We start from the raw sequence: 23,171 nt of genomic DNA, 5'->3' as shown, positions 1-23,171 counted from the left end.
CTCTCGATTCCATTAAACAATTAATGGAATCATGATCTGCGCGGTACTGGCCTGTCAAACCCCCTCCGAGTCGCGTGGTCGATCCGCTACTGCACCGGCTTCGTCGTCGGCGCCGTGGCGTCGCGCTGGTGCGGGATCAGGCCCGGCGGCAGCTCGCCCTGCTGGACGTTCACCGTCCTGACGGGGGCGGGCACGCGAATGCCCTCGGCGCGGTAGCGCTGGTGCAGCTGCTTGATGAACTCGTGCTTGATGCGGTACTGGTCGCTGAACTCACCCACGCCCAGGATCACCGTGAAGCTGATCCTGGAGTCGCCGAACGTGTGGAAACGCACGGCCGGTTCATGGTCGGGAAGGGCGCCGTCCACGTCCTTCATGACGCTCTCCACGACCTCGGTCGTGACGCGCTCGACCTGCTCCAGGTCGCTGTCGTAGCTGACGCCGACCTGGACCATGATGGACAGGTCCTGCTCGGGGCGGCTGAAGTTGGTCATGTTGGTGCCCGCGAGCTGGGCGTTGGGGATGATGACGAGGTTGTTCGACAGCTGCCGCACCACCGTGTTGCGCCAGTTGATGTCGACGACGTAGCCCTCCTCGCCGCTGCTGAGCCGGATGTAGTCGCCCGGCTGCACGGTCTTGGCGGCGAGGATGTGCACGCCCGCGAAGAGGTTGGCCAGGGTGTCCTGGAGGGCCAGGGCCACCGCGAGGCCGCCCACGCCGAGGGCTGTGAGCAGCGGGGCGATGGAGACACCGAGCGTCTGCAGGACGACGAGGAAGCCCATCGCGAGCACGACGACCCGGGTGATGTTGACGAAGATCGTCGCCGAGCCCGCGACACCCGACCGGGACTGCGCGAGGGACTTCACCAGGCGGGTGACCACACGGGCCGCCGTCAGCGTCCCGGCCAGGACGAGCAGGGCGGTCAGCGTCATCGAGACGTTGTGGCCGGTCCTGGGGGTGAGCGGCAGGGCGGCTGCGGCGACGGCCGCTCCTGCGGTGATCGCCGCGCAGGGGACCAGGGTGCGCACGGCGTCGACGATGACGTCATCGCCGCTCCACCGGGTCCTGCTGGCCCGTTCACCCAGCCACCGCAGGATCATCCGCAGCAGCAGACCCGCCGCGATACCTACGGCCACCGCTATACCGGCGGTGATCAGGTCGTGCCATGTGAGCGCTCGCTCCATCAGTTCATTCTCCAGGTTGTGCGGGCGCGCCGGACGCGTGTTCGTGGTCCGGCGCGAGCGTCATCCTGCCCCATGGGTGCGGCGCCGTTGCCGGGGGCCCGCACCCAGCTTGCCCGCAACTCACCGGCCGCGGGGTGATGTCCGACATCCCGCGCTGTATCACCTGACTTCAGGTCAGCCGCAAGGCGCCGCCCCGCGGCTACGCCTTACGGCCCACCCCGGCGTACAGCGGTACCGGCGTCCCGTTCCTGACCTCGTCCACGGCGAGCTCCGGGTGCCAGTCCGGCAGCCAGGTGATGCCGGGGTCCATCAGTTCAAGGCCGTCGAAGAACCGCTCCACCTCGGCGCGTGTCCGCGGTACGAGCGTGACGCCGCCCGCCTTGTACATCTCCACCGCCTGCCGTGTCCGCTCCGGGTCGAAGTCGCCCGCCATCTGGGAGAGGACCAGGTGGCTGCCGGGTGCCAGAGCGGACACGAGCCGCTCCACGATGTCGCGGGCGCCGTCGTCGTCGCCGATGAAGTGCAGCAGCGCGATCAGGGACAGGGCGATCGGCCGGCCGAAGTCCAGGACGTTCTCCGCCTGTTCGAGGATCTTGTCCGGCTCACGGGCGTCCACCTGGAGGAACTCCGTCGCTCCCTCGGGCGTCCCCCGCAACAGGGCCTCCGCGTGCGCGAGGACGATCGGGTCGTTGCCCACGTACACGACACGCGCCTCGGGGGCGGCCGACTGGGCGATGCGGTGGAGGTTCGGCTCGGTGGGGATGCCGGTGCCGATGTCCAGGAACTGGCGTATCCCCTCCTCTCCCGCGAGGCGGCGCGTGGCGCGCTGCAGTGCTGCGCGCAGTACTTGGTCTGCGGTTCGAGCGACACGATCTGCAGCCCGAGCTCCTCGTCCACGGGGTAGTTGTCCTTGCCGCCGAGGAACCAGTCGTAGACCCGGGCGGGATGCGGCTTGCTGGTGTCGATCGGGTGGGTCACGGGCGGCGGAATCGCGGACATGCGTCAACTCCCAGGCAGGCGACGGGTGTTTGGACGGGCACGACGTGCGTCCCGTCATCGTGCCCGCTCGGCCCACCGGGCTCAAGCGGTTCCTGCCCGAGGTGCCTCCCAAAGGGCGGGGTGTGATTCCGGCCCCGCGGAAGGGGTTCCCCGTCGGCCGGGGATATGCAAGTCTCCTCATTAATCTCCGGGGCAAGCGGTTGACCCACTGGTCAACAGGGCTGCCCCGGCCTCGACATGAGGTGAAGAAGTGTTGCGGAACGGGACACGAGGGCACGATCTCGCCTCGCTGCGCCGGCTGAACACCACCGTCGTGCTGCGTGCCCTGCACCGCCGCAGCCCCCAGACCCTCGCGGAACTAGCCGCGGGCACCGGTCTCTCGCGGCCCACCGTGGAGTCCGTCGTCGAGGAGCTGACCGCGCACGGCTGGGCGGGGGAGGCTGAGCGCGACCAGAGCGAGCGCGCGCCGGGACGCCCCGCCCGGCGGTTCCGGTTCCGCGTGGAGGCGGGCCGCGTCGTCGGCGCCGACATCGGCCTGCACAAGATGGTGCTGCTCCTCGCCGACCTCGGCGGCACGGTGCTCGCCGTGCGGCGCGACGACATCGACCCGGAACTGGGCGGAGCCCAGCGTCTCGACCTCCTGCGCAGGGGCCTCGACGCCTTCCTGGACGCGCACTCCGTGCGGCGCGACGACATCCTCGCCCGCTGTGTGGGCGTACCCGGCGTCGTCGACGCGGGGGGCACCATCACCTCCCACGTCATACCCGAATGGTCCGGCGTCGACCTCGGGCGGCTCCTCGCCGACGGGGAGGTGGGCCACACCCTCGTCGAGAACGACGTGAACCTCGCCGTCCTCGCCGAGCGCTGGCAGGGCGCCGCCACCCTCGCGCATGACGTGGTCTGTGTCCTGACCGGTCATCGCGTGGCGTGCAGTCTCACCATCGGCGGGCGACTGCACCGGGGAAGGCGGGGCGGCGCGGGCGAACTCGGCCTGCTGCCGCTGCTCGGCATGAACACCGCGCAGGACGCGCTCAGTTGGAAGGGCGACCGGCGCTCCGGCGAGTCCGAGGTGGCCGCACTCGCCCGCGCCGCGGACACCGGCGACCCCCGTGCCCTCGCGGCCGTCGCGGACTTCGCCGACCGCATCACGCCGGGCATCGCCGCCCTCGCCCTCGCCGTCGACCCCGAGCTGGTGGTGCTCACCGGCGGCGCGACCCCCCTCGGCGGTCATCTCGTGCCGCTGATCGAGGACCGGCTGCGCCCGCTGACCCTGCACGTCCCGCGCATCGCGCTGAGCACGCTCGGCGAACAAGGCGTCGCGATCGGCGCCGTACGCAAGGCACTTGACCGGGTCGAGTCCGATCTCCTGACGGACGCGGACCCGGCACCGGCGCTCTGACCAGTCCTGAAGGGAGGCGCTCATGCGCAGGAGGACTCTGCTGTACGGAGCGATGGCGGCGCCCCTGCTCGCCGCCTGCTCCGGCCAGAGTGACGACGGCAAGGGGAGCGGCGGACGCACCACCCTCTCGTACGGGGTGTGGGACGTGGCCCAGGTGCCCGGGCTGCAGAAGGTGATCGACGCCTTCGAGAAGAAGAACCCCGGCATATCCGTGCGCATGGAGCTGACGCCCTGGTCGAGCTACTGGACCACCCTCAAGACGTCGATGCGCGGCGGCACGGCACCCGACGTCTTCTGGATGAACGCGGTCAACCTTCAGCTCTACGCCTCCAGCGGCGTCCTGGAACCCCTGAGCGGACACATCAAGAGCGACCGGACCCCCGTGGACCGCCACCCCGATTCGCTCGTGAAGATCTACGCCTACCAGGGCACGCAGTACGGGATACCGAAGGACTTCGACACCATCGGCCTCTGGTACAACAAGGCGCTCTTCGACAAGGCGGGCATCAAGTACCCGGACGCGACGTGGACCTGGGACGACGTGCGCGACGCGGCGGCCGAACTCACCGACCCCCGCGCGCGGGTGCACGGCATGGCCGCCGAGATGGACCGCCAGGGCCAGCTCTATCCCGCCATCCACGGAGCGGGCGGCTACGTCCTCAAGGACGGGAAGTCTGGCTTCGGCGACGAACGCTCCATCGAGGGGCTGCGCTACTGGACCGACATGATCGACCGCGGCTGGTCGCCGCCGCAGAGCGCGATGGTCGAGTCCAAGGGCCGCAACCGCTACTGGTCGGAGAAGACCGCCATGTACTACGACCTCTCCGCGATGGCCGGGCAGATGTACGCCGTCCCCGCGCTCAAGGACCACGGCGGCGTCGCCGTCCTGCCCAAGGGCCGCGAACGCGCCACGATCATCCACGGCCTCGCCAACGTCATCTCCGCCAAGAGCCGCAAGAAGGCCGCGGCCTGGAAGTTCGTCCACTTCATGGCGGGCCGCGAGGCCGCCGAGATCCAGGCATCGGCGGGCGTCACCATCTCCTCGTACGAGGGGACGCAGGGCGCCTGGCTCAAGTCCATGCCCGAGTTCGACCTGAAGCACTTCATCGAGATGCAGGAGTACGCCGTGCCGTACCCGAGCTCGAAGAACACCGCGGTCTGGGAGAACCTCCAATACCCGCTCCTGGGAGCCGCGTTCAGCGGAAAGGGCGGCATCGAGAGCGCCGCGCGCACCCTGGGCGAGCAGATGGACCGGGCCCTGAAGGAGGAGCGCGCATGATGAGTGTCTTCCCCTCCACGGCGGCGGAGAAGAAGGCGAGCCGCGGCAGCCCGGCGGCCGGCACCGCGCCCAAGTCCCGCAACCAGCGGGCCGCTTACCTCTTCATCGCGCCGCTCGCCGTCGGCTTCGCCGTCTTCTACTTCTGGCCGCTGCTCCAGACCTTCTACTTCAGCTTCACCGAGTTCGGGGCGTTCGGCGGCAACACCTGGATCGGCACGGACAATTACGTGCGCGTGCTCAAGGACGTCACCGTCTGGCAGGCGCTCGGCAACACCCTGATCTACTGCGCCATCGGGCTGCTCGCCCTGCCGGTCGCGATCGGCGTCGCGGCGCTGCTCAACCGGCGCGGACTGCGCGGCGTCCCGGTCTACCGCGCCCTGTACTTCATCCCGTTCGTCACGCTGCCCGTCGCCGTAGGTCTGGTCTGGAACTGGCTCTACAACGGCGACTACGGACTGATCAACGAAGTCTTCGAGTGGTTCGGCGCGGACCGCCGCTACTGGGTCTCCGACCCCTCGACGGCGGTCTACGCGATCGGCACCGTCATGGTCTGGTCGACCACCGGCTACTACTTGATCATCTTCATGGCGGGCATCAAGGGCATCCCGCAGGACTACTACGAAGCCGCCGAGCTGGACGGCGCCGGGCCGCTGCGCCGCTTCTTCACGATCACCCTGCCGCTGCTCAGCCCGACGATCTTCTTCGCGTCCATCATCTGCATGATCAACTCGCTGCAGACCTTCGACCTGATCTACATCATGATGGCCGAGAAGAACCCGGCGATCGGTGACACCCAGTCCGTGGTGAGCCTCTTCTACAAATGGGCCTTCGTCGAGAACGCGCAGGGCGCCGCCGCCGCGCTCGCCTTCCTGCTCATGCTGATCATCGCGGCGCTGACGCTGGTGCAGTTCAGGCTGCAGAAGAGGTGGGTGCACTATGCGTGAGTCATCCGTACGGCCGGCGACCCGCGGGCGTGCCAACCGCCCACGCCTCAGCGCGGGTTCGGTCGCCACCCACGCGGCGCTGTCCCTCGGCGCCCTGGTGATGGTCTTCCCGTTCCTGTGGCAGCTGCTCACGGCCGCCAAGTCCCTCGCGGAGACGGCGAAGGTGCCGCCGACGTTCCTGCCCGACACCTGGAACTGGTCGAGCTTCGAAGAGGTCTTCAGCGCGCTGCCGTTCAAGGAGATGCTCTTCAACAGCGTCCTCAACACCGTGGGGCGCACGGTCGGACAGCTGGTGTTCTGCTCGCTGGCGGCCTACGCCTTCGCGCGCATGCAATTCAGGGGCCGCAACGTCCTGTTCGCGGTCTTCCTCTCCGTCCTCATGGTGCCGAGCTCACTGCTCGTCCTGCCGCAGTACGACATCATCCAGCGGCTCGGCCTGCTCAACTCGGCGCCCGCGCTGTTCCTGCCGGGCATGTTCAGCGCGTTCGGGACCTTCATGCTGCGCCAGTTCTTCCTCACGCTGCCCAAGGAGCTGGAGGAGGCGGCGCGGATCGACGGCGCGGGTTCCTTCCGCATCTTCTGGTCGATCATGCTGCCGCTGGTGCGGCCCGCGCTCGCGGCTCTCGCCGTCATCACCGCGATGTGGTCGTGGAACGACCTGCTGTGGCCGCTGATCGTCAACACCGACCCGCAGAAGATGCCCATCAGTGCCGGACTGACCTCGCTGGAGGGCCAGTTCGAGACCAACTACCCCGTGATGATGGCCGGTTCGCTCATCGCGAGCCTGCCCATGCTCATCGTCTACGTCTTGCTGCAACGGCACTTCGTGCAGAGTGTCGCGCTGTCCGGGTCGAAGAGCTGACTCAAGCAACCCCCGCCACCCTCAACAAGCCGACCCCTGCCAGGCCCAGGCACCAGGAAAGGTGACTCCCTTCATGCGACCGCTTCACATCGGCCTGATCGGCGCGGGCGGCATCGCCCGCGCCCATCTCCCCGGCTGGCTGGAACTGGGTGCGCGCGTCAGCGTCCACACCGTCGACGGCTCGGCGGAGAAACTCGCCGCCGAGTACGCGGGCCGTGGGGTCACCGCGGTGGCGGGCCTCGGCGAACTGCTCGCCGACTGTACGGCCGTCGACATCTGCACCCCCACCCCGACCCACAAGGAACTCGCCCTCGCGGCCGTCGCGGCGGGCCGCCACGTCATCTGCGAGAAGCCCCTCGCGCTGAACGCGCGGGACGCCGAGGAGATCGCGGCAGCCGCCGAAGCGGCGGGTGTGCGGCTGCATCCCGCCCACGTCGTGCGGTACTTCCCGGCGTACGCGGCCATGCAACAAGCAGTGGCACAAGGTGAGTTGGGGGACCTGGCCGTGCTGCGCTTCACGCGCGGCGGGGCGCGGCCGCAGTGGGCGCCCTGGTTCGGTGACCCCGCCATGTCCGGCGGCGTCATCATGGACCTGATGGTGCACGACATCGACATCGCACGCTGGATCGCGGGCGACGTGGTCCGCGTGCACGCGCAGACGCGAGGCATCGAACACGCCACGGGCGACGCGCGGGCCGAGGTCGTCTCGGCGACCGCCGTCCTCACCCACGCCTCCGGCGCGATCAGCCACATCACCGGGCTCTGGGGCCTCCCGGACCAGCGGTTCCGTACGACGTTCCGGATCGCGGGCGGTGACGGGCTGCTGCGGCACGACTCCACGACCGTGCCGGGCTACCGGATCACCGCGCAAGGGGTGCGCGCGGCCAACGAAGGCATCCCCTCCAGCCCGATGACGGAGAGCCCCTACCTCTCCGAGCTGCGGGAGTTCGCGGCTTCCTGGGAGGAGGGCGGCCCGGAGCCACGGGTGGGCGCGCGGGACGGGATCGAGGCGGTGCGGATCGCCGAGGCGGCCGTCGAGTCGAGCCGTACGGGCCGGGCCGTCGAGATCACAGCGAGCGGGGCGTCCGCGGCCCGCACGGTCATCCAGGAGGTCACGCGATGAAGGTCGCCGTTCTGTCGTTCGCCCACGTCCACGCGGCCGGATACTTGCGGCTCCTCTCCCGGATGCCGGGTGTCGAGGTCATCGGCAGCGACCCGGACACCGACTCGGCCGCGCCCGGCGAGGTGCGGGGGCGCGCGTTCGCCGAGGAGAGGGGGGTCGCGTACGTGGAGACGTACGAGGAAGCCTTCGCCTGGGGCCCCGACGCGGTGATCGTCTGCTCCGAGAACGCGCGGCACCGTCCGCTGGTGGAGCTCGCCGCGTCCCGCGGCATCGACGTCCTGTGCGAGAAGCCGCTGGCCACGACGGTCGAGGACGGGGAGGCCATGCTCGCGGCGTGCCGGGAGGCCGGCGTGCGGCTCGCGGTCGCCTTCCCCGTCCGCTTCAGCCCCGCGTACGCGGCCGTCAAGGCGGCCGTCGCGTCGGGAGAGGTGGGCCGGGTCCTGACCGTGTCCGGCGCGAACAACGGCTCCATGCCGAGCTCACGGCGCTGGTTCGCCGATCCCGAACTCGCGGGCGGCGGCGCCCTGATGGACCACACGGTCCACATAGCCGACCTCCTGGACGATCTGTTCGGCGACGCTCGCCCCGTCGACGTGTACGCCCAGACGAACAACCGCATGTACGAGGGCGAGGTCGAAGCCGAGACCAGCGGTCTGGTCACCGTGACCTACGACAACGGTTCCGTGGCCACGATCGACTGCAGCTGGTCCCACCCGCGCTCACACCACTCCTGGGGCGGGCTCGAACTCACCGTGGTCGGCGAACGGGCGACCCTGGAGATGGACGCCTTCGACCAGTCGGTCCACGGCTACAGCGAACGCCGACAGCAGGGCCTGGAACTACCCTTCGGCGCCGACCTGGACGAACGCATGCTGCGCGCTTTCCTCTACGGCCCCGACGAGGAAGGCATGGACGTGGCCGACGGCGAGGGCGGCCTACGCACACTGAAGATAGTGACGGCGAGCTACGCGTCGGCTCGGAGGGGGGTTCCGGTGGTGGTGGGGTGAGGGGGCGCTGGCGCTGAGGGGCGCGGAGGGTGGCGGGTTTGGGGTGCCGCTCGCCGCGGTGAGTGGCACCCCCCGCTTCTCAGCCGCCGAACAACTGCGTCCAGTACGTGCCTGCAGAGCCGCCGCCCGCGAAGCCGACGCCGAGGTGGGTGAAGGAGGGCTTGAGGATGTTGGCCCGGTGGCCGGGGCTGTTCATCCAGCCGTCCACCACCTCGGCGGGCGTGCGCTGCCCGCAGGCGATGTTCTCACCGATCGCGCGGTGCGTGCTGCCCGCGGCGGACGCGCGGTGCCAGGGTTCGCCGCCGTCGGGCGAGGTGTGGGAGTAGAAGGCCTGGGCCACCATGTCCGCGCTGTGGGCCTGCGCCGCCACGGTCAGCAGCGGATCGGGGGAGAGGGGCCGCAGCCGCGCCGCGGTCCGTTCGGCGTTGGTGAGGCGGAGCACCGCCGACGCCCACTCCGCGAGGCCCTGCGTGCTGAAGGGCGCGGCCCACAGCGCCGTCCAGTAGATGTCGCCCGAGCGCGCGTCGGCGGCGTGGCCCACCCCCACGTGCGTGTACGCGCGGCTGCGCACCGTCAGCCGCGACTGCTCGCCGGAGAGGCAGTACTCCACGAAATCGGCGGGCGAGCGAGGCCCGGAGACCAGATGCTCGCCGATCGCCAGATACGCGTACCCACCGGCGACGACGCGCTGGTAGAGGGACGTACCGTCCGCGTGCTCCGAGCTGAGCGTGGACCGCGCCGCCATCCCGGCGGCATGCGCGCCCGCGGCAGCGGTCAGCCGGGCGTCGAGGGAGACGGGAGGAGCGCCCGCCGACGCCCGCGCGGCGTTGACCAGCGGGAGGAACCCATCGGGCGGGGGCGGTCCGGAGGGTGCCGGCGGGTTGGAAGGTGCGGACGGTCCAGAGAGTGCGGCGGGGCGGGACGGCGGGGGTACATGTCCGGGTACGGTCGTCCGCGGCTGCGCCCCCTCGTCCTCCGCCACGTCCACCCCGAAGTCGCGTGCCACCCCCGCCAGCCCGTCCGCGTACCCCTGGCCGAGTGCTCGCAGCTTCCACCCCGGGCCGCGGCGGTAGATCTCCGCGAGCAGCAGCACCGTCTCGCGTTCGGGACGCGGCGGTGTGAAACGCGCCACGAGCCCGCCGCCGGGCCCGTGCACCTGGAGCGCGATGCCCGGCAGGCGCCCCAGGGGTGTGCCCGGCTCGGCGGGGCTCACGGCCACGGTGACGCGGCTCGCACCGGCCCGCAGGCGCCGCCCGTCCACGGTGACCGTGTCGCCCTGAAGCCGGGCGCCGGCCGTGGCGGGCTGGTTGTAGAAGACGAAGTCGCCGTCGCCCGAGACCTTGCCGCTGTCGTCCGTGACGATCACGGACAGGTCGAAGGGGCCGGGCACCCGGAGGGTGACGGCACCGTCGGGCAGCGGCACGTTCCCCCCGGCGACCAGCTCGTTCATGCAAGGACAACGCGAGGCCGGCACTCCGGGGTTCCCGCCGCGCGGGAAGGAAGCCGGAGCCGGGGACGAAGCCGGACCCGGAGGTCCCGCCGAAGGGTGGAGGGCCGCTGAGACCGGAGGCGGATCCGCGCCGGAAAAGCCGCGTATTAGCGTGGGGGGTCACGGGAAAGCACAATTCACCGACAGGATCCGAGGTGCCCGGCAGATGGCAAGCCGCAGCGAGAGCCGTACCCAGCTCGTCGAGGGACTCATGGAGCGGTTCCCGCAGGTGCCGCGAGAGGCGGTGATCAAGGAGGACCTGCTCAGGGGCGGGATGGCGTTCGACGAGTCCGCGCTCAGTGACAACGAGGGCGGCGAGGTCAAGCCGAAGTCGTACTTCATCTTCTCCTTCGACCACAGCACCCTGCCCGAGCTCGGCGCCGCGGCCCTGCGCCGCCCGCCGGAGGAGATCGTCCTCACCGGCGGCCCGTACGACCTGCGCCGCACGGTCGTCTCCGTCCGCGTGAACCCCGCCTCGCCCTATCGCGTCGCCGCCGACGACGACGGCGTACTCGGCCTCTACCTGGACGGCGTACGCATCTCCGACGTGGGCCTGCCGCCGATGCCGGACTACTACCGGCACACCCTGGAGAACGGCAAGTCCGTCATGGAGGTGGCGCCCACCATCCAGTGGGGCTACCTGATCTATCTGACGGTCTTCCGGGTCTGCCAGTACTTCGGCGCCAAGGAGGAGTGCGGGTACTGCGACATCAACCACAACTGGCGCCAGCAGAAGGCCGCGGGCCGCCCCTACACGGGCGTGAAGCCGATGGACGAGGTCCTCGAAGCCCTCGCCATCATCGACAAGTACGACACCGCGAAGGCCTCCACCGCGTACACGCTCACCGGTGGCGCCATCACCACGCAGCTCCAGGGCAAGGACGAGGCCGACTTCTACGGTCAGTACGCGAAGGCCATCGAGGAGCGCTTCCCAGGCCGCTGGATCGGCAAGGTCGTCGCCCAGGCGCTGCCCAAGGAGGACGTCCAGCGCTTCCACGACTACGGCGTGCGGATCTACCACCCCAACTACGAGGTGTGGGACCCGTACCTCTTCGAGCGCTACTGCCCCGGCAAGGAGCGCTACGTCGGCCGTGACGAGTGGCACCGCCGCATCCTGGACTCCGCCGACGTCTTCGGGCCGCGCAACGTCATCCCGAACTTCGTCGCGGGCGTGGAGATGGCGGAGCCGTTCGGCTTCAAGACGGTCGGCGAGGCCATCGACTCCACCGTCGAGGGGCTGCAGTACTTCATGTCGCGCGGGATCACGCCCCGCTTCACCACCTGGTGCCCGGAGCCCACGACCCCGCTGGGCAAGGCGAACCCGCTGGGCGCGCCGCTGGAGTACCACGTGCGGCTGCTCGAGGCGTACCGCGCGACGATGGAGGCCAACGGCCTCTCCTCGCCTCCCGGTTACGGCCCCGCCGGTCCGGGACGCGCGGTGTTCTCCGTCTCCTCGTTCATGGACAGCCTGGCGCCGGACGAGGCCGCTCCCGAGGACCGCGTGACCGGGAACGTCGTCCCCGAGAAGGCCTAATTCCCGACGAGAGGTCTACTTCCCCGGCGCGCCCAGCGCCGACAGCAGTCGTTCGGCCTCCGCCGTCACCGAGGTGAGGGCGGAGGCCGGGTCGGGCGAGCGGGCAAGCAGCATGCCCGCCTCGCACAGCGCGCCGAACATCAACTGGCAGCGCACGCCCAGATCTCCGTCACCGAAGTGGCCCGCGGCTGCCGCCGCGCGCATCCCGCCGGTCAACACCCGCAGCGTATGGGCGTATTCGACCTCGCGGACCGTCTCCCAGCCCAGGACCGAGGGCGCGTCGAGCAGCACGATCCGCCGGAAGCCGGGGTCGAGGCAGTGCTCCAAGAAGCGCCGGCAGCCGCGCCGCAGTGCGGACCAGGCGTCGGGCTCCTCGGCCGCGGCGCGCTCCAACTCCGCCGCGATCTGCTCCTGTTCGCGGACGAACACCGCGTGGAAGAGGGCGGCCTTGCCCTCGAAGTGGTGGTAGGCCGCGCCCTTGGTGACCCCGGCGGCGGCCGCCACGGCGACGATCGAGGTCGTCGCGTACCCGTCCCGGCCGAAGAGCCGCTGCGCCGCCGCGATCAGCTGCGCGGTGGTCGCGTCGGAGCGTTCCGCCTGTGTACGGCGGGCAGGTGATCGCGCTGACTGCGCTGGGGGGATCACGATCGGCTCCTCTTGACGGACATACTCACGGTACGTAGGTTCCGCACCAGTTGCATACCTTCGGTATGAAAGCGAGTTGAGCATGACAAAGCCGCTCTTCGCAATCTACGGAGCCTATGGTCACACCGGACGCCTCGTGGCCTCCGAACTCCGCGCCAGAGAGGCGGAGTTACTCCTGGTCGGCCGCGACACCGAGGCGTTACAAGCGTTGGCCGACGAACTGGACGCGGGGCAGCGGGTGCGGACCCGCACCGCCTCCGTGGACGACACGACGGCCCTGCGCGAGGTGATGGCCGCCGCCGACGTACTCATCCAGTGCGCGGGACCCTTCGCGGTCACCGGCGCTCCCGTCGCCGCGGCGGCGGCGGAAGCGGGCTGCCACTACATCGACCACGCACTCGAACCCCACCACGTGAAAGGCGTCTTCGACACCGCGCAGGCCACGGCGCAGCGCACCGGCGCCGTCATGATCCCCGCCCTCAGCTTTTACGGCGGCCTCGGCGACCTCCTGGCGGGAGCGGTGTCGGACGGCATCGCGGGCATCGACCGGATCGTCGTCGCGTACGCGGTGAACGGCTGGCGGCTGACCACGGGCGCCAAGAACACCGCGACCCACCTCTTCGCCGAGACCGAACGCCTCACCTTCGACGACGGCGCCCTGCACGCGGGCTACGTCGAGCCCCGCAACGCCGTCTTCCCCTTCCCGCCCCCGCTCGGCCCGCGTTCGATGATCGCCCCGTTCCCGTCGAGCGAGGTCGTGACGGTGCCACGCCATGTCCCCGTCCGGGCCGTCGACTTGATGCTCAGCACCAGCGCATTCGAGGCCGAGAAGGCGTTCGAGAGCGAGCACATCGATGCCGCGGAACGCGCGGCCACCGACTTCACCGTGGCCGTCCAGGCCATGTGGGAAGGAGGCAGCGCGGCGGGACAGTTGACGGGCCACGACCTGTGGCGGGCCGGAGCGCTCGCCTCCGTGGAGGGCGCGGTGCGGATCGCGGAGGGAAGGGGCCCGACGAAGACCGGGGTCCTCGCCCCCGGCGAGGCGTTCTCGGCGGAGCCGTTCCTGCGGGATCTGGAACGCCAGGGCGCGTTCACGCTCACGCTGCGACGCGGGGAGGCGTGAGCGGGATGCCACAGACGTCATCGACGACGAACGAGCCCATCCTGGTCACCGGCGCCGCGGGAGGGCAGCAGGGTTCCACCGGCCGCCACGTCGTGCGGCTGCTGCTCGACCGCGGCCAGGCCGTACGCGCCTTCGTGCGCACCGACGACGACCGCGCCGACGGGCTGCGGAAGATGGGCGCGGAGGTGGTCGTCGGGGATCTGCGCGAGATCACGGACGTGCTCGCGGCGGTACGGGGCGTGCGCCGCGCCTTCTTCACCTATCCGGTCACCGACGGCCTGCTGGAGGCGACCGGCGCTTTCGCGGCCGCAGCCCGGCGCGAGGGCCTCGAACGCGTCGTCGAGGTGTCCCAACTGGCGGCGGCCCCGGACGCGGGCACGCCACGGATGCGGCAGCACTGGGTCGCCGAGGAGGTCTTCGACTGGGCGGGGATCGGGGCGGTGCACCTGCGCGCCGGGGTCTTCTTCGAGAACCTGGACTTCCTGGTGCGCGCGGGCGGCGGACGCGAACTCGCGATGCCGCTGGGCCCCCTGGACACGGTGCTTCCGCTGATCGCGGGGGAGGACGTGGCGCGGGTCGGCGCGGGCCTCCTCGCGGATCCGCTGCCCGAGTGTCCCGATCCCGTGGTGCTGCTCACCGGGCAGATTCTGAACGTGGGGGAGGCCGTGGAGACGTACGGCGGCGGCCTGAAGTACGTGGACATGCCGCCGGAGGAGTGGCGCGAGCGCGCGATGTCCCTGTACGGGGACGCCCACGTGGTGGCCCACCTGGACAAGCTGTGGGAACTGTTCCGCCTGATCGGCTCGCACCACGAGCTGTACCAGGTGACGGAGGCGATCGAGCGGTTCGGGGGGAGGGCGCCGGGGACGCTGCGGGAGTTCGTGCGGGGCCGTCGCGCCTGAATCTATCCAGCCCGTCCGGCGTTTGAGGACGAACTCGGCGGAGCCGCCAATGTCACAGGCGGGAAGGGGCGGCATTGGGGAATGATCGATCAAACGGCAACCATGCCAAACCCGACCCCAATCCCGACCCCGCCCTTGGAGGAAACGTGCAGCACCACCCCGTCACGGTAGTGACCGGCGGCAGCCGCGGCATCGGCGCGGCCATCTCCACGCGCCTCGCCAAGGACGGCCACCACATCGCTCTCGGCTACTACTCCGACGCCGAGGCCGCCGAGAAGGTGGCCGCGGAAGTCCGCGAGGCGGGCGCCCGCTGCCTCACCGTCCGGATGGACACCGCCGACGAGGCGGACGTCGACCGCCTCTTCGAGACCGCGGCCGCGGAACTCGGCCCGGTCACCGGGCTCGTGAACAACGCCGGGATCGGCGCCCCGGTGGGCCCCCTCGCGGAGGCCGACGTCACCGCCATGCGCCGCGCGCTCGAAGTGAACGTACTCGGCTATCTGCTCTGCGCGCGCCGCGCGATCCGCGACATGAAGCGGACCGGCGCCGGCGGCGGCATCGTGAACATCTCCTCCGCGGCGGCCACCCTCGGCGCCCCGGGCGAGTACGTCCACTACGCCGCCGCCAAGGGCGCCGTCGACACGATGACCGTCGGCCTGTCCAAGGAGGTCGCGGCGGACGGCATCCGCGTCAACGCGGTCGCGCCCGGTGTGATCTGGACCGAGTTCCACGCGGACCCGGAACGTCCGGCGAAGCTCGCGGGAGGCATCCCCCTGGGACGCTCGGGCCACCCCGAGGAGATCGCGGCGGCCGTCGCATGGCTGCTCTCGACCGAGGCGTCCTACGCGACCGGGACGATCCTGCGGGTCGCCGGCGGAAGGTGAGCCCGTGTCCGGCACGTTCCCTAGGCTTGGCGCATGATCACCGAATCCGCCCGCATCACCCCGGACGTCGTCATGCGCCCCGCCCGGCAGGAGGACGCCGAAGGTCTCGCGCACGCCCGGCTGCGCAGCCGCGCGCATCTGGAGCCATGGGAACCCAGCAGACCCGAGGACTACTTCACCCGCCAGGCGCAGTCGGCCCGGCTCCGCGCCCAACTAGAGGAGTGCCGGGCCGGGCGGACGGCACCCTGGGTGCTTGACCTTGACGGGGACATCGTCGGCTCGGTCACCCTGTCCAACATCGTCCTCGGCCCGCTGCGCAGCGGGAACCTCGGCTACTGGATCGACGTGGGCCACGTCGGGCGCGGCCTCGCCACCGCCGCCGTCGAGCAGGCCTGCGCCTTCGCGGACACCGAGCTGGGCCTGCACCGCGTCGAAGCGGGCACGCTCCTCGACAACGTGCCCTCGCAGCGGGTCCTCACCAAGTGCGGCTTCGAGGAGTTCGGGGTCGCGCCGAAGTTCCTGCACATCAACGGCGCCTGGCGCGACCACCGGCTCTTCCAGCGGATCCTGAACGACCGCACCCCCTGAGGCGATCTCAGGGGGCGCGGCCGTCCAAACAAGGTGAACAAAGTGAACAAAGTGCGGGCATCCAGAAGCGCAAGCGTCTAGACGATGTCCTCCGCGATCTCCGCCTGCTCCCGCTCCGACCCGTACGCCGACGGCGTGCTGTAGGAGCGCCGCGCCACGAACCACCACACCGTGGCGAGGGTCAGCACCACGACCAGCGCGATCGACGCGTAGTTCATCGTGTCGACGGTCACCGGTGAGGCCTGCGGCAGGCAGAACAGGACCGTCACGAACGCCACCCAGATCACCGCGATCCAGCCGATGGGCTTGCTCCAGCGGCCGAGGTTCCACGGGCCCGGCTGGAAGCGGTCGCCCGCCCGCAGCCGCAGGTAGATCGGGATGGCGTACGCGGGCGTGATGCCGATGACGTTGATGGCGGTGACGGCGGTGTACGCGGTCGTCGAGTACAGCGACGGCAGGGCGATGACGGCGGCGAGGCCGACCGAGAGCCACACGGCGGGCACCGGCACCTGGGTACGGGAGCTGACCTTGCGCCACACCTTCGAGCCGGGCAGCGCGTTGTCGCGGCTGAACGCGAACACCATCCGGCTGGCCGCCGCGGTCTCGGCGTTGCCGCAGAACAGCTGCGCGACGATCACGATGAGCAGCAGGGCCGTCGCGCCGGACTCACCGATGGCGTCGATCATGATCTGCGCCGGCGGCACCCCGGTCTCGGTGTTCTGGGTGCCCGCGTAGTCCTGGATCGCGAACGTCAGACCGGCAAGGAGCACGAAACCGGCTATCCAGGAGGCCCAGATGGCGCGCACGATGCCGCGTGCCGCGGTCACCGAGGCGTTGGAGGTCTCCTCCGACAGGTGGGCGGAGGCGTCGTACCCGCAGAAGGTGTACTGCGCCAGGAGCAGACCGATCGCGGTGACGTAGAGCGGGTTGTCCCAGCCGGTGTCGTTGACGAACTCGCCGAAGACGAAACCGGGCGACTGGTGGTGGTCCGGCACGATCGCGAGGACGCCCACGATCACGGCGACACCGGCCACGTGCCACCACACGCTGATCGAGTTGAGCAGGCTGACCAGACGCACGTTGAAGAGGTTGAGGACGGCGTGCAGGAGCAGGATGCAGAGGAAGAGCAGGAAGGTCTTCTCCGGCGTCGGTGTGAAGCCGAACTTCAGGTTCAGGAACGCCCCGGAGAAGAGCGCGGCGCCGTAGTCGATGCCCGCGATGGCGCCGAGCAGGCCGAGCAGGTTCAGCCAGCCCGTGTACCACCCCCAGCGTCGCCCGCCGAGCCGGTCGGCCATGTAGTAGAGGGCACCCGACGTCGGGTAGGCGCTGGTGACCTCGGCGAGCGCCATGCCCACGAAGAGCACGAAGAGGCCGACGCCCGCCCAGCCCCAGAGCATCACGGCCGGGCCGCCGGTGCCGAGCCCGAAGCCGTACAGGGTCATGCAGCCGGAGAGGATGGAGATGACGGAGAAGCTGATGGCGAAGTTGCCGAAGCCGCCCATCCGACGTGCCAGGACCGGCTGGTAACCGAGCTCCCTGAGTCGTTGTTCCTCGTCGGGCATAGGGGCCGCGGTCGAGTCGGGACTCGACCAGGTGGTGCGGGACACGGATGTACCTCCGTCGGGGAGCGGTGGACCGGGGAGCTGGTGGTGCTGATTTCGCTGGACCGTGCCGAGGAGGGTGCTCAGCCCGGGTCCCGTACGGCGCTCAGACAGCGCGTACGTGCCTGCGTGAATGCCTCGGCGGCCGCGTCGGCGTCACCGGGCGAGCGGGTGCGGTACGTCCAGGGCGCCACGGTGTAGAAGGGGTCGAGCACCTCGAACACCCGAGCCGCGTCGGCGAATTGGTGGGCGCCCCATAACGCGTGGGCGACGTGGTTGAGGTCGAGGAGCGAGGTCGCCGCGGGCCGGGTGTGCTCGAACCACAGGTGCAGGGCGCGCAGGGCGGAGCGGGTCGCGTCCTCGCCGATCCAGTGCAGGTCCAGGGCGTGTTCGGCGCCGCCGTCCTTGCGGTAGCGCTCGACGCGCACATAGAGGGGCAGGACGTGCAGCGCGGAGCCCGTGGGCGCCGAACCGGACGCCCAGTGGGCGAAGTTGACCGCTTCGGTGAGCGGGCCGCCGGGGCGCCGGGTGTACGCGAACTGCAGCATCCGGTGGTAGGCCTCGCGGTTGCCGGGGTCCCGCTTGTCGGCCTCGGCGAGGAGGTGCCAGGGGCCGGGGAAGAGCATCGGCTCGGGGGCGGGCACCCGGTGTTCGTCCCAGCGCTGCCCCCTGTCGAGCTGGGCGAGGGCGAGCAGGCAGACCCAGGGCACGGGGTCCTCGGGAGAGGCGTCGATCATGGCTCCGCAGGCCGCTGCCGCCTCGCGCCACAGTTCGTTGGTGTGGCGATGCCCGGCGCGATGGGCGCGCAGGGTCCGCTCGACCAGGACCCTGGTGTGCAGGACGGATGCCGCGGCGCTGTGCGGCTCCTCGGCCTGCCAGGCCCTGACCACGTCGGAACCGGCGACGGCGGCGGCGAGGATCTGGGTGCGCTGCGTCCAGAGACCCCAGTCGGGGGTCGAGTCGAGCAGGTTGCGCGTCGACACCCAGCGACCCGTCTTGAGGTCCTGGAGCACGGCGCGTAACTGTTCGTCGTGGCCCGCCGGGTGGTACACGGGGCGGCCTGACGGAGTGGGCATGAATCCTCTGTGGGGGCAGAGTGAGGCGGGCAGGGGCTGAACTGGCGTGTGCGGGAGTGATGTTGTTTGTTCGGCGGTCAGTGTAGATCTGTAACTTCCGTTTGCAGGGCGGTTCGTGGATCTTTTGGGATCGAATTGCCAACAACTCGGCGCGCCGGTTGGCAATTTGAGAAAAAGTCAGTCGGAGGCGGACCGACAAGGGGGCTCTTGACGCCTTCCCGGGCGCTGTAGCAGGCTTCCGCGGTGATCACCAACGGCGGAGGACCGCGCGGCGAGGCTGTCCTCGCCATCGACCAGGGCACGTCCGGCACGAAGGCTCTCGTCCTCTGCCCGGAACGCGGGGTGATCGGTTCCGGCGCCGCGCCCGTACGCCCGCGCCACCTCCCCGGCGGCCGGGTGGAGGTCGATCCGGCGGCGCTGCTCGCCTCGGTCGTCGACGCCGGGCGCCGCGCCCTCGCGGACGCCGGGGAGCCGGTCGCCGCCGTCGGCCTCGCCAACCAGGGCGAGACGGTGCTCGCGTGGGACCCCGCCACAGGCCGCCCGCTGACCGAGGCGATCGTCTGGCAGGACCGCCGGGCAGAGCCGCTCTGTACGGAACTCGCCCCGTACGCAGACGAGTTGAGGAACCTGACAGGGCTCCCCCTCGACCCCTACTTCGCCGCCCCGAAAATGGCATGGATACGCCGCCACCTCACCCGGGAGGGCGTCGTCACCACCAGCGACGCCTGGCTGGTCCACCGGCTCACCGGCGCGTTCGTCACCGACGCGGCGACCGCCGGACGCACCCAGCTCCTCGACCTGGACGACGCCACGTGGGCGCCACGCGCCCTTGACGTCTTCGGCCTCGCCGACGAGCGACTGCCCCAGGTCGTCGACGCGGCGGGCCCGGTCGGCACCACGAAGGCCTTCGGCCCCGAACTCCCGCTGACCGGCCTCCTCGTCGACCAGCAGGCCGCCCTGCTCGCCCAGGACGTGACCGAGCCGGGCACCGCCAAGTGCACCTACGGCACCGGCGCTTTCCTGCTCGCCCAGACCGGCACCCGCCCGCGCCGCGGGGAATCCGGCCTGGTCAGCTGCCTCGCCTGGCGTCTCGCGGGGGAGAGCAGCTACTGCCTCGACGGGCAGGTCTACACGGCCGCGTCCGCCGTCCGCTGGCTCACGGACCTCGGCGTGATCGAAGGAGCGGCGGACCTCGACCTCGTCGGCTCGTCGGTGGCGGACGCGGGCGGTGTCACCTTCGTGCCCGCGCTCGCCGGGCTCGCGGCGCCCTGGTGGCGCGGCGACCTGCGCGGTTCGATCACCGGACTCGGCCTCGACACGGCCCCCGGCCATCTGGTCCGCGCCCTGTGCGAGGGCGTCGCGGCCCAGGTGGTCTCCCTCGCCGACGCCGTGGCCGCCGACCTGGGCGAGCCTCTGACGAGCCTGCGCGTCGACGGTGGCCTGACGCGCTCGGCCCTCCTGATGCAGACCCAGGCCGACCTCCTCCAACTCCCCGTGGAGGTATCGGCGTTGCCCGATGTCACCGCTCTCGGTGTGGGGGCGGTCGCCCGTATGGGCCTCGACCCGAAGCTCACGGTGCGGGACGCCGTCCCCCGGTGGCAGCCCGCCGCCGTGTACGAGCCGAAGATCGACGCCACGCGGGCCGCCGAGCGCCTCGGGGGGTTCCGCTCGGCGGTCGACGCCCTGCTCGACCGCGCGCCCGCCCCCTCGTCATGAGCGTCACCACCAAGGGCCCTATGCCGTCCGAGCCCTACGACGTGACCGTCGTCGGCGCCGGGGTGGTCGGCACGGCCATCGCCAGGGAGCTCGCCCGGCACCCCCGCCTCCGCGTCGCCCTGGTCGAAGCCTCCGGCGACGTGGGCGACGGCACGTCGAAGGCCAACACCGCGATCCTGCACACCGGCTTCGACGCCGTGCCCGGCTCCCTGGAAGCCCGCCTCGTACGCGAGGGAAGCCGCCTGCTGAGCGCCTACGCAGCCGCGTCGGGTATCCCCGTCGAACCCGTCGGGGCGCTGCTCATCGCCTGGGACGAGGAGCAACTGGCCGCGCTGCCGGGCCTGTTGCGCAAGGCGGAACGCAACGGCTACGACGAGGCCCGCATCATCGACGCCGACGAGGTGAGGTCCCGCGAACCACACCTGGGAGAGAGCGTGTTGGGCGCTCTCGACGTCCCCGGCGAGTCGATCATCTGCCCCTGGACGACGACACTCGCGTACGCCACCCAGGCCGTGCGCGGGGGAGTGGACCTGCACCTCAACTGCGCGGTGGAGAAGGTCGTCCCGACCCGATCGCCGAACGGCTGTGCCCCCGCCTGCCACGAACTGACCACGCCCCGCGGCGTCGTACGCACCCGCTATCTCATCAACGCCGCGGGCCTGCACGCCGACGTACTCGACCGGCGGCTGCTCGGACGCGGTGAGTTCACCGTGACCCCGCGCCGAGGCCAGCTCATCGTCTTCGACAAGCTCGCCCGCGACCTGGTCAGCCACATCCTGCTGCCCGTGCCGACGGCACTCGGCAAGGGCGTGCTGGTGGCGCCGACCGTGTACGGGAACGTCCTCCTCGGCCCCACCGCCGAGGAGTTGGACGACAAGAGGGCCACGGGCACGACCGAGGACGGCCTCGCCGGGCTGCGCGCCAAGGGCCGACGCATCCTGCCCGCGCTCCTCGACGAGGAGGTCACCGCAATCTACGCGGGGCTGCGGGCGGCCACCGAACACGACGACTACCAGATCCACGCCTCACCGAAGGAGCGGTACATCACCGTCGGCGGCATCCGCTCCACGGGCCTCACCGCGTCGATGGCGATCGCGGAGTACGTCGTGGGCCTGCTCGCCGAGACCGCGGATCCCGACCCCGAACACGACCTCGGCCTCGACCTGACAACCCCCGAAGCCCTGGACCCGGTGCGCATGCCGAACCTGGGAGAGGCCTTCCCCCGCCCCTATCAGCGCGCCGACCTCATCGCGACCGACCCCGCGTACGGCAGCATCGTCTGCCACTGCGAGCGCGTGACCCGCGGGGAGATCCGGGACGCCCTCATCAGCACCGTGCCACCCGGCTCACTGGACGGGCTGCGGCGCCGGACACGTGCGCGGGGCGGGCGCTGCCAGGGGTTCTACTGCGGGGCCGCCGTACGTGAACTCTTCGACGGCTGGGGCGAGTCGGGGGCGGCGCGATGAGGCGGCAGCGGAGTGTGGACGTACTCGTGGTGGGCGCGGGCCCCGCGGGACTCGCCGCGGCCGCGCGCCTCGCCGCTTCGGGCGCGGGCACGGTGGAGGTCCTGGAGCGGGAGGCGCGGGCCGGCGGGGTGCCACGCCACTGCCACCACGGCGGGTTCGGGCGGTGGGGAGTGACGGGTCCGCAGTACGCGGAGAGCCTCGTCGAGGCCGCGCTCGGCGCCGGAGCGGCCGTGCGGACCGGGGTGAGCGCCACCGGCTGGGCCGGGCCGCTGTCCGTGGACACGACCGGACCGCACGGCCTGGAGCAGATCACCGCGCGTGCGGTCGTCCTCGCCACGGGCGCGCGGGAGAGACCGCGGACGGCACGTCTCGTGCCGGGGACGCGCCCTGCGGGGGTCTACACCACGGGAGAGCTGCAGCAGGCGGTCAACATCTACCGGCAGGAGATCGGGACCCGCGCGGTCGTCGTCGGCGCGGAGCCGGTGAGCTACGCGGCGCTCACCGCGCTGCGGCGCGCGGGCGTCGAGGTCCTCGCGCTCGTCACGGAGGAGGCGCGGGCCCAGGTGGGCCTGGGCAGGACCGCGGTCGCGCGCCTCGGGGTCCCCTCGGTGCCGTTGTTGACCGGGGCGTCGGTGACCGAACTCCTGGGCCGTGGACGGCTGTCGGGAGTGCGGCTGCGGCGGGACGACGGGCGGGAGTGCGTACTCGCCTGCGACACGGTGGTGTTCACCGGCGACTTCGTCCCCGACCACGAGCTGGCGCGGCGCGGAGGCGTTCTCCTGGACCCCGGGACGCGGGGCCCGGCAGTGGACCCCTCGTTCCGCACCGCGTCGCCGGGGGTCTTCGCGGTGGGCAGCGGGGTCCACGCGGTGGAGCCGGCGCGGGTGGCGGCGGGGGAGGGTGCGCGGGTCGCGGGTTCGGTGCGGCGGCATCTTGGAGGCGCGGGGTGGCCGGGCGGCGCGGTGCCGCTGGTGGCTGAGGCCCCGCTGCGCTGGGTGGCGCCGAACCGGCTGGTGCCGGGTGCCCCTGTCGACCGCTTCGTCCTGCGGACGGCGGGGGCAGTGGCCTGGCCTTTCCTGGTGGTGACCCAGGACGGACGCCTCTTGCACCGCCAACGGCTACGGCGAAGGGTGCTGCCCAACCAGGGGGTGTATCTCTCGGGGGGTTGGGTCGGGAGGGTGGATGTGGGGGGCGGTCCGGTGCGGGTGAGGGTCGGCTAAGGCCTTTCTCTGTCCCCAACCCCGCCCCTTCCCGAAAACCCGCTCGGCTCGGGGGCCTTGTCCTCAAACGCCGGACGGGCTGGGAAACCAGCCCCTCCGGCGTTTGAGGAGCGGGGTTTGGGGCGGAGCCCCA

The 23,171-nt window shown here is 71.1% G+C and carries 19 protein-coding genes and 1 pseudogene; 14 read left to right on the top strand and 6 right to left on the bottom strand.

Features of this window, described 5'->3' with window-relative positions:
* Nucleotides 1–86: 86 nt before the first annotated feature.
* Complete coding sequence (locus ACWFRU_RS18965; protein ID WP_453688359.1) at nucleotides 87–1,181, bottom strand: mechanosensitive ion channel family protein; 1,095 nt, start codon at nucleotides 1,179–1,181, stop codon at nucleotides 87–89.
* A gap of 199 nt (nucleotides 1,182–1,380) precedes the next feature.
* A pseudogene (locus ACWFRU_RS18960) lies at nucleotides 1,381–2,180 on the bottom strand (SAM-dependent methyltransferase).
* A gap of 250 nt (nucleotides 2,181–2,430) precedes the next feature.
* On the opposite strand from ACWFRU_RS18960, the gene ACWFRU_RS18955 reads away from it, so the two are divergent.
* The 6 genes from ACWFRU_RS18955 (at nucleotide 2,431) to ACWFRU_RS18930 (ending at nucleotide 8,794) form a co-directional block, all read left to right on the top strand.
* Nucleotides 2,431–3,579, top strand: a complete 1,149-nt coding sequence (locus ACWFRU_RS18955) for an ROK family protein (RefSeq protein ID WP_453688357.1) — start codon at nucleotides 2,431–2,433, stop codon at nucleotides 3,577–3,579.
* 22 nt (nucleotides 3,580–3,601) lie between these two features.
* Nucleotides 3,602–4,858, top strand: coding sequence for an ABC transporter substrate-binding protein (locus ACWFRU_RS18950; protein ID WP_453688355.1), 1,257 nt, complete (start codon nucleotides 3,602–3,604; stop codon nucleotides 4,856–4,858).
* Nucleotides 4,855–5,802 carry a carbohydrate ABC transporter permease gene (locus ACWFRU_RS18945; protein WP_453688353.1) on the top strand — a complete coding sequence of 316 codons (948 nt, stop codon included), beginning with the start codon at nucleotides 4,855–4,857 and terminating at the stop codon, nucleotides 5,800–5,802. The genes ACWFRU_RS18950 and ACWFRU_RS18945 overlap by 4 nt, the downstream gene beginning before the upstream one ends.
* Entirely contained in the window at nucleotides 5,795–6,664 is an 870-nt protein-coding gene (locus ACWFRU_RS18940) for a carbohydrate ABC transporter permease (RefSeq protein WP_453688351.1), read from the top strand. The genes ACWFRU_RS18945 and ACWFRU_RS18940 overlap by 8 nt, the downstream gene beginning before the upstream one ends.
* A gap of 73 nt (nucleotides 6,665–6,737) precedes the next feature.
* Nucleotides 6,738–7,787 (top strand): Gfo/Idh/MocA family protein, encoded by a 1,050-nt coding sequence (locus ACWFRU_RS18935; protein WP_453688349.1) that lies wholly within the window; start codon nucleotides 6,738–6,740, stop codon nucleotides 7,785–7,787.
* A complete protein-coding gene (locus tag ACWFRU_RS18930) occupies nucleotides 7,784–8,794 on the top strand; it encodes a Gfo/Idh/MocA family protein (protein ID WP_453688347.1) in 1,011 nt (336 codons plus the stop codon). The genes ACWFRU_RS18935 and ACWFRU_RS18930 overlap by 4 nt, the downstream gene beginning before the upstream one ends.
* A gap of 79 nt (nucleotides 8,795–8,873) precedes the next feature.
* On the opposite strand, the gene ACWFRU_RS18925 is transcribed toward ACWFRU_RS18930, so the two are convergent.
* Nucleotides 8,874–10,244, bottom strand: coding sequence for a CAP domain-containing protein (locus ACWFRU_RS18925; RefSeq protein ID WP_453688346.1), 1,371 nt, complete (start codon nucleotides 10,242–10,244; stop codon nucleotides 8,874–8,876).
* Between the two features lie 205 nt (nucleotides 10,245–10,449).
* On the opposite strand from ACWFRU_RS18925, the gene ACWFRU_RS18920 reads away from it, so the two are divergent.
* On the top strand, nucleotides 10,450–11,817 hold the full coding sequence (locus ACWFRU_RS18920) for a radical SAM protein (RefSeq protein WP_453688344.1): 1,368 nt from the start codon (nucleotides 10,450–10,452) through the stop codon (nucleotides 11,815–11,817).
* A 15-nt stretch (nucleotides 11,818–11,832) separates the two neighbouring features.
* Here the strand turns inward: ACWFRU_RS18920 and ACWFRU_RS18915 are convergent, their stop codons facing one another.
* The gene (locus ACWFRU_RS18915) at nucleotides 11,833–12,462 is read right to left on the bottom strand and encodes a TetR/AcrR family transcriptional regulator (RefSeq protein WP_453688342.1); all 630 of its coding nucleotides are present in this window, start codon (nucleotides 12,460–12,462) and stop codon (nucleotides 11,833–11,835) included.
* Nucleotides 12,463–12,544: 82 nt separating this feature from the next.
* Between ACWFRU_RS18915 and ACWFRU_RS18910 the strand changes: the two genes are divergently transcribed.
* From ACWFRU_RS18910 to ACWFRU_RS18895, 4 genes are all read left to right on the top strand, one after another.
* Nucleotides 12,545–13,585 carry a saccharopine dehydrogenase NADP-binding domain-containing protein gene (locus ACWFRU_RS18910; protein WP_453688340.1) on the top strand — a complete coding sequence of 347 codons (1,041 nt, stop codon included), beginning with the start codon at nucleotides 12,545–12,547 and terminating at the stop codon, nucleotides 13,583–13,585.
* Nucleotides 13,586–13,590: 5 nt separating this feature from the next.
* A complete protein-coding gene (locus ACWFRU_RS18905; RefSeq protein WP_453688338.1) occupies nucleotides 13,591–14,487 on the top strand; it encodes an NAD(P)H-binding protein in 897 nt (298 codons plus the stop codon).
* A gap of 146 nt (nucleotides 14,488–14,633) precedes the next feature.
* Nucleotides 14,634–15,371, top strand: coding sequence for an SDR family oxidoreductase (locus tag ACWFRU_RS18900; protein WP_453688336.1), 738 nt, complete (start codon nucleotides 14,634–14,636; stop codon nucleotides 15,369–15,371).
* A gap of 33 nt (nucleotides 15,372–15,404) precedes the next feature.
* Complete coding sequence (locus ACWFRU_RS18895; RefSeq protein WP_453688334.1) at nucleotides 15,405–15,959, top strand: GNAT family N-acetyltransferase; 555 nt, start codon at nucleotides 15,405–15,407, stop codon at nucleotides 15,957–15,959.
* 77 nt (nucleotides 15,960–16,036) lie between these two features.
* Here the strand turns inward: ACWFRU_RS18895 and ACWFRU_RS18890 are convergent, their stop codons facing one another.
* Entirely contained in the window at nucleotides 16,037–17,521 is a 1,485-nt protein-coding gene (locus ACWFRU_RS18890) for an amino acid permease (RefSeq protein WP_453688879.1), read from the bottom strand.
* 122 nt (nucleotides 17,522–17,643) lie between these two features.
* The gene (locus ACWFRU_RS18885) at nucleotides 17,644–18,636 is read right to left on the bottom strand and encodes a hypothetical protein (protein ID WP_453688332.1); all 993 of its coding nucleotides are present in this window, start codon (nucleotides 18,634–18,636) and stop codon (nucleotides 17,644–17,646) included.
* A 243-nt stretch (nucleotides 18,637–18,879) separates the two neighbouring features.
* Here ACWFRU_RS18885 and ACWFRU_RS18880 point away from each other — a divergent pair, with 243 nt between their 5' ends.
* From ACWFRU_RS18880 to ACWFRU_RS18870, 3 genes are read left to right on the top strand one after another with little or no spacing between them, the layout of a single operon-like run.
* A complete protein-coding gene (locus tag ACWFRU_RS18880; RefSeq protein ID WP_453688330.1) occupies nucleotides 18,880–20,352 on the top strand; it encodes an FGGY family carbohydrate kinase in 1,473 nt (490 codons plus the stop codon).
* Nucleotides 20,349–21,818 (top strand): FAD-dependent oxidoreductase, encoded by a 1,470-nt coding sequence (locus ACWFRU_RS18875; protein ID WP_453688328.1) that lies wholly within the window; start codon nucleotides 20,349–20,351, stop codon nucleotides 21,816–21,818. The genes ACWFRU_RS18880 and ACWFRU_RS18875 overlap by 4 nt, the downstream gene beginning before the upstream one ends.
* Entirely contained in the window at nucleotides 21,815–23,038 is a 1,224-nt protein-coding gene (locus ACWFRU_RS18870) for an NAD(P)/FAD-dependent oxidoreductase (protein ID WP_453688327.1), read from the top strand. Before ACWFRU_RS18875 ends, ACWFRU_RS18870 begins: the two co-directional genes overlap by 4 nt.
* Nucleotides 23,039–23,171: the final 133 nt, after the last annotated feature.

This window comes from Streptomyces sp. NPDC055099, assembly GCF_053607685.1.
The sequence above is the reverse complement of the archived record's forward strand: the minus strand, read 5'-3'. Positions and strand labels throughout refer to the sequence as shown.

What these genes read in the sequence shown, in the direction of transcription:
- ACWFRU_RS18965 (WP_453688359.1), bottom strand. Translation starts at nt 1,181, where the DNA reads ATGGAGCGAGCGCTCACATGGCACGACCTGATCACCGCCGGTATAGCG.
- ACWFRU_RS18950 (WP_453688355.1), top strand. Translation starts at nt 3,602, where the DNA reads ATGCGCAGGAGGACTCTGCTGTACGGAGCGATGGCGGCGCCCCTGCTC.
- ACWFRU_RS18945 (WP_453688353.1), top strand. Translation starts at nt 4,855, where the DNA reads ATGATGAGTGTCTTCCCCTCCACGGCGGCGGAGAAGAAGGCGAGCCGC.
- ACWFRU_RS18940 (WP_453688351.1), top strand. Translation starts at nt 5,795, where the DNA reads ATGCGTGAGTCATCCGTACGGCCGGCGACCCGCGGGCGTGCCAACCGC.
- ACWFRU_RS18935 (WP_453688349.1), top strand. Translation starts at nt 6,738, where the DNA reads ATGCGACCGCTTCACATCGGCCTGATCGGCGCGGGCGGCATCGCCCGC.
- ACWFRU_RS18930 (WP_453688347.1), top strand. Translation starts at nt 7,784, where the DNA reads ATGAAGGTCGCCGTTCTGTCGTTCGCCCACGTCCACGCGGCCGGATAC.
- ACWFRU_RS18925 (WP_453688346.1), bottom strand. Translation starts at nt 10,244, where the DNA reads ATGAACGAGCTGGTCGCCGGGGGGAACGTGCCGCTGCCCGACGGTGCC.
- ACWFRU_RS18920 (WP_453688344.1), top strand. Translation starts at nt 10,450, where the DNA reads ATGGCAAGCCGCAGCGAGAGCCGTACCCAGCTCGTCGAGGGACTCATG.
- ACWFRU_RS18910 (WP_453688340.1), top strand. Translation starts at nt 12,545, where the DNA reads ATGACAAAGCCGCTCTTCGCAATCTACGGAGCCTATGGTCACACCGGA.
- ACWFRU_RS18905 (WP_453688338.1), top strand. Translation starts at nt 13,591, where the DNA reads ATGCCACAGACGTCATCGACGACGAACGAGCCCATCCTGGTCACCGGC.
- ACWFRU_RS18895 (WP_453688334.1), top strand. Translation starts at nt 15,405, where the DNA reads ATGATCACCGAATCCGCCCGCATCACCCCGGACGTCGTCATGCGCCCC.
- ACWFRU_RS18890 (WP_453688879.1), bottom strand. Translation starts at nt 17,521, where the DNA reads ATGCCCGACGAGGAACAACGACTCAGGGAGCTCGGTTACCAGCCGGTC.
- ACWFRU_RS18885 (WP_453688332.1), bottom strand. Translation starts at nt 18,636, where the DNA reads ATGCCCACTCCGTCAGGCCGCCCCGTGTACCACCCGGCGGGCCACGAC.
- ACWFRU_RS18875 (WP_453688328.1), top strand. Translation starts at nt 20,349, where the DNA reads ATGAGCGTCACCACCAAGGGCCCTATGCCGTCCGAGCCCTACGACGTG.
- ACWFRU_RS18870 (WP_453688327.1), top strand. Translation starts at nt 21,815, where the DNA reads ATGAGGCGGCAGCGGAGTGTGGACGTACTCGTGGTGGGCGCGGGCCCC.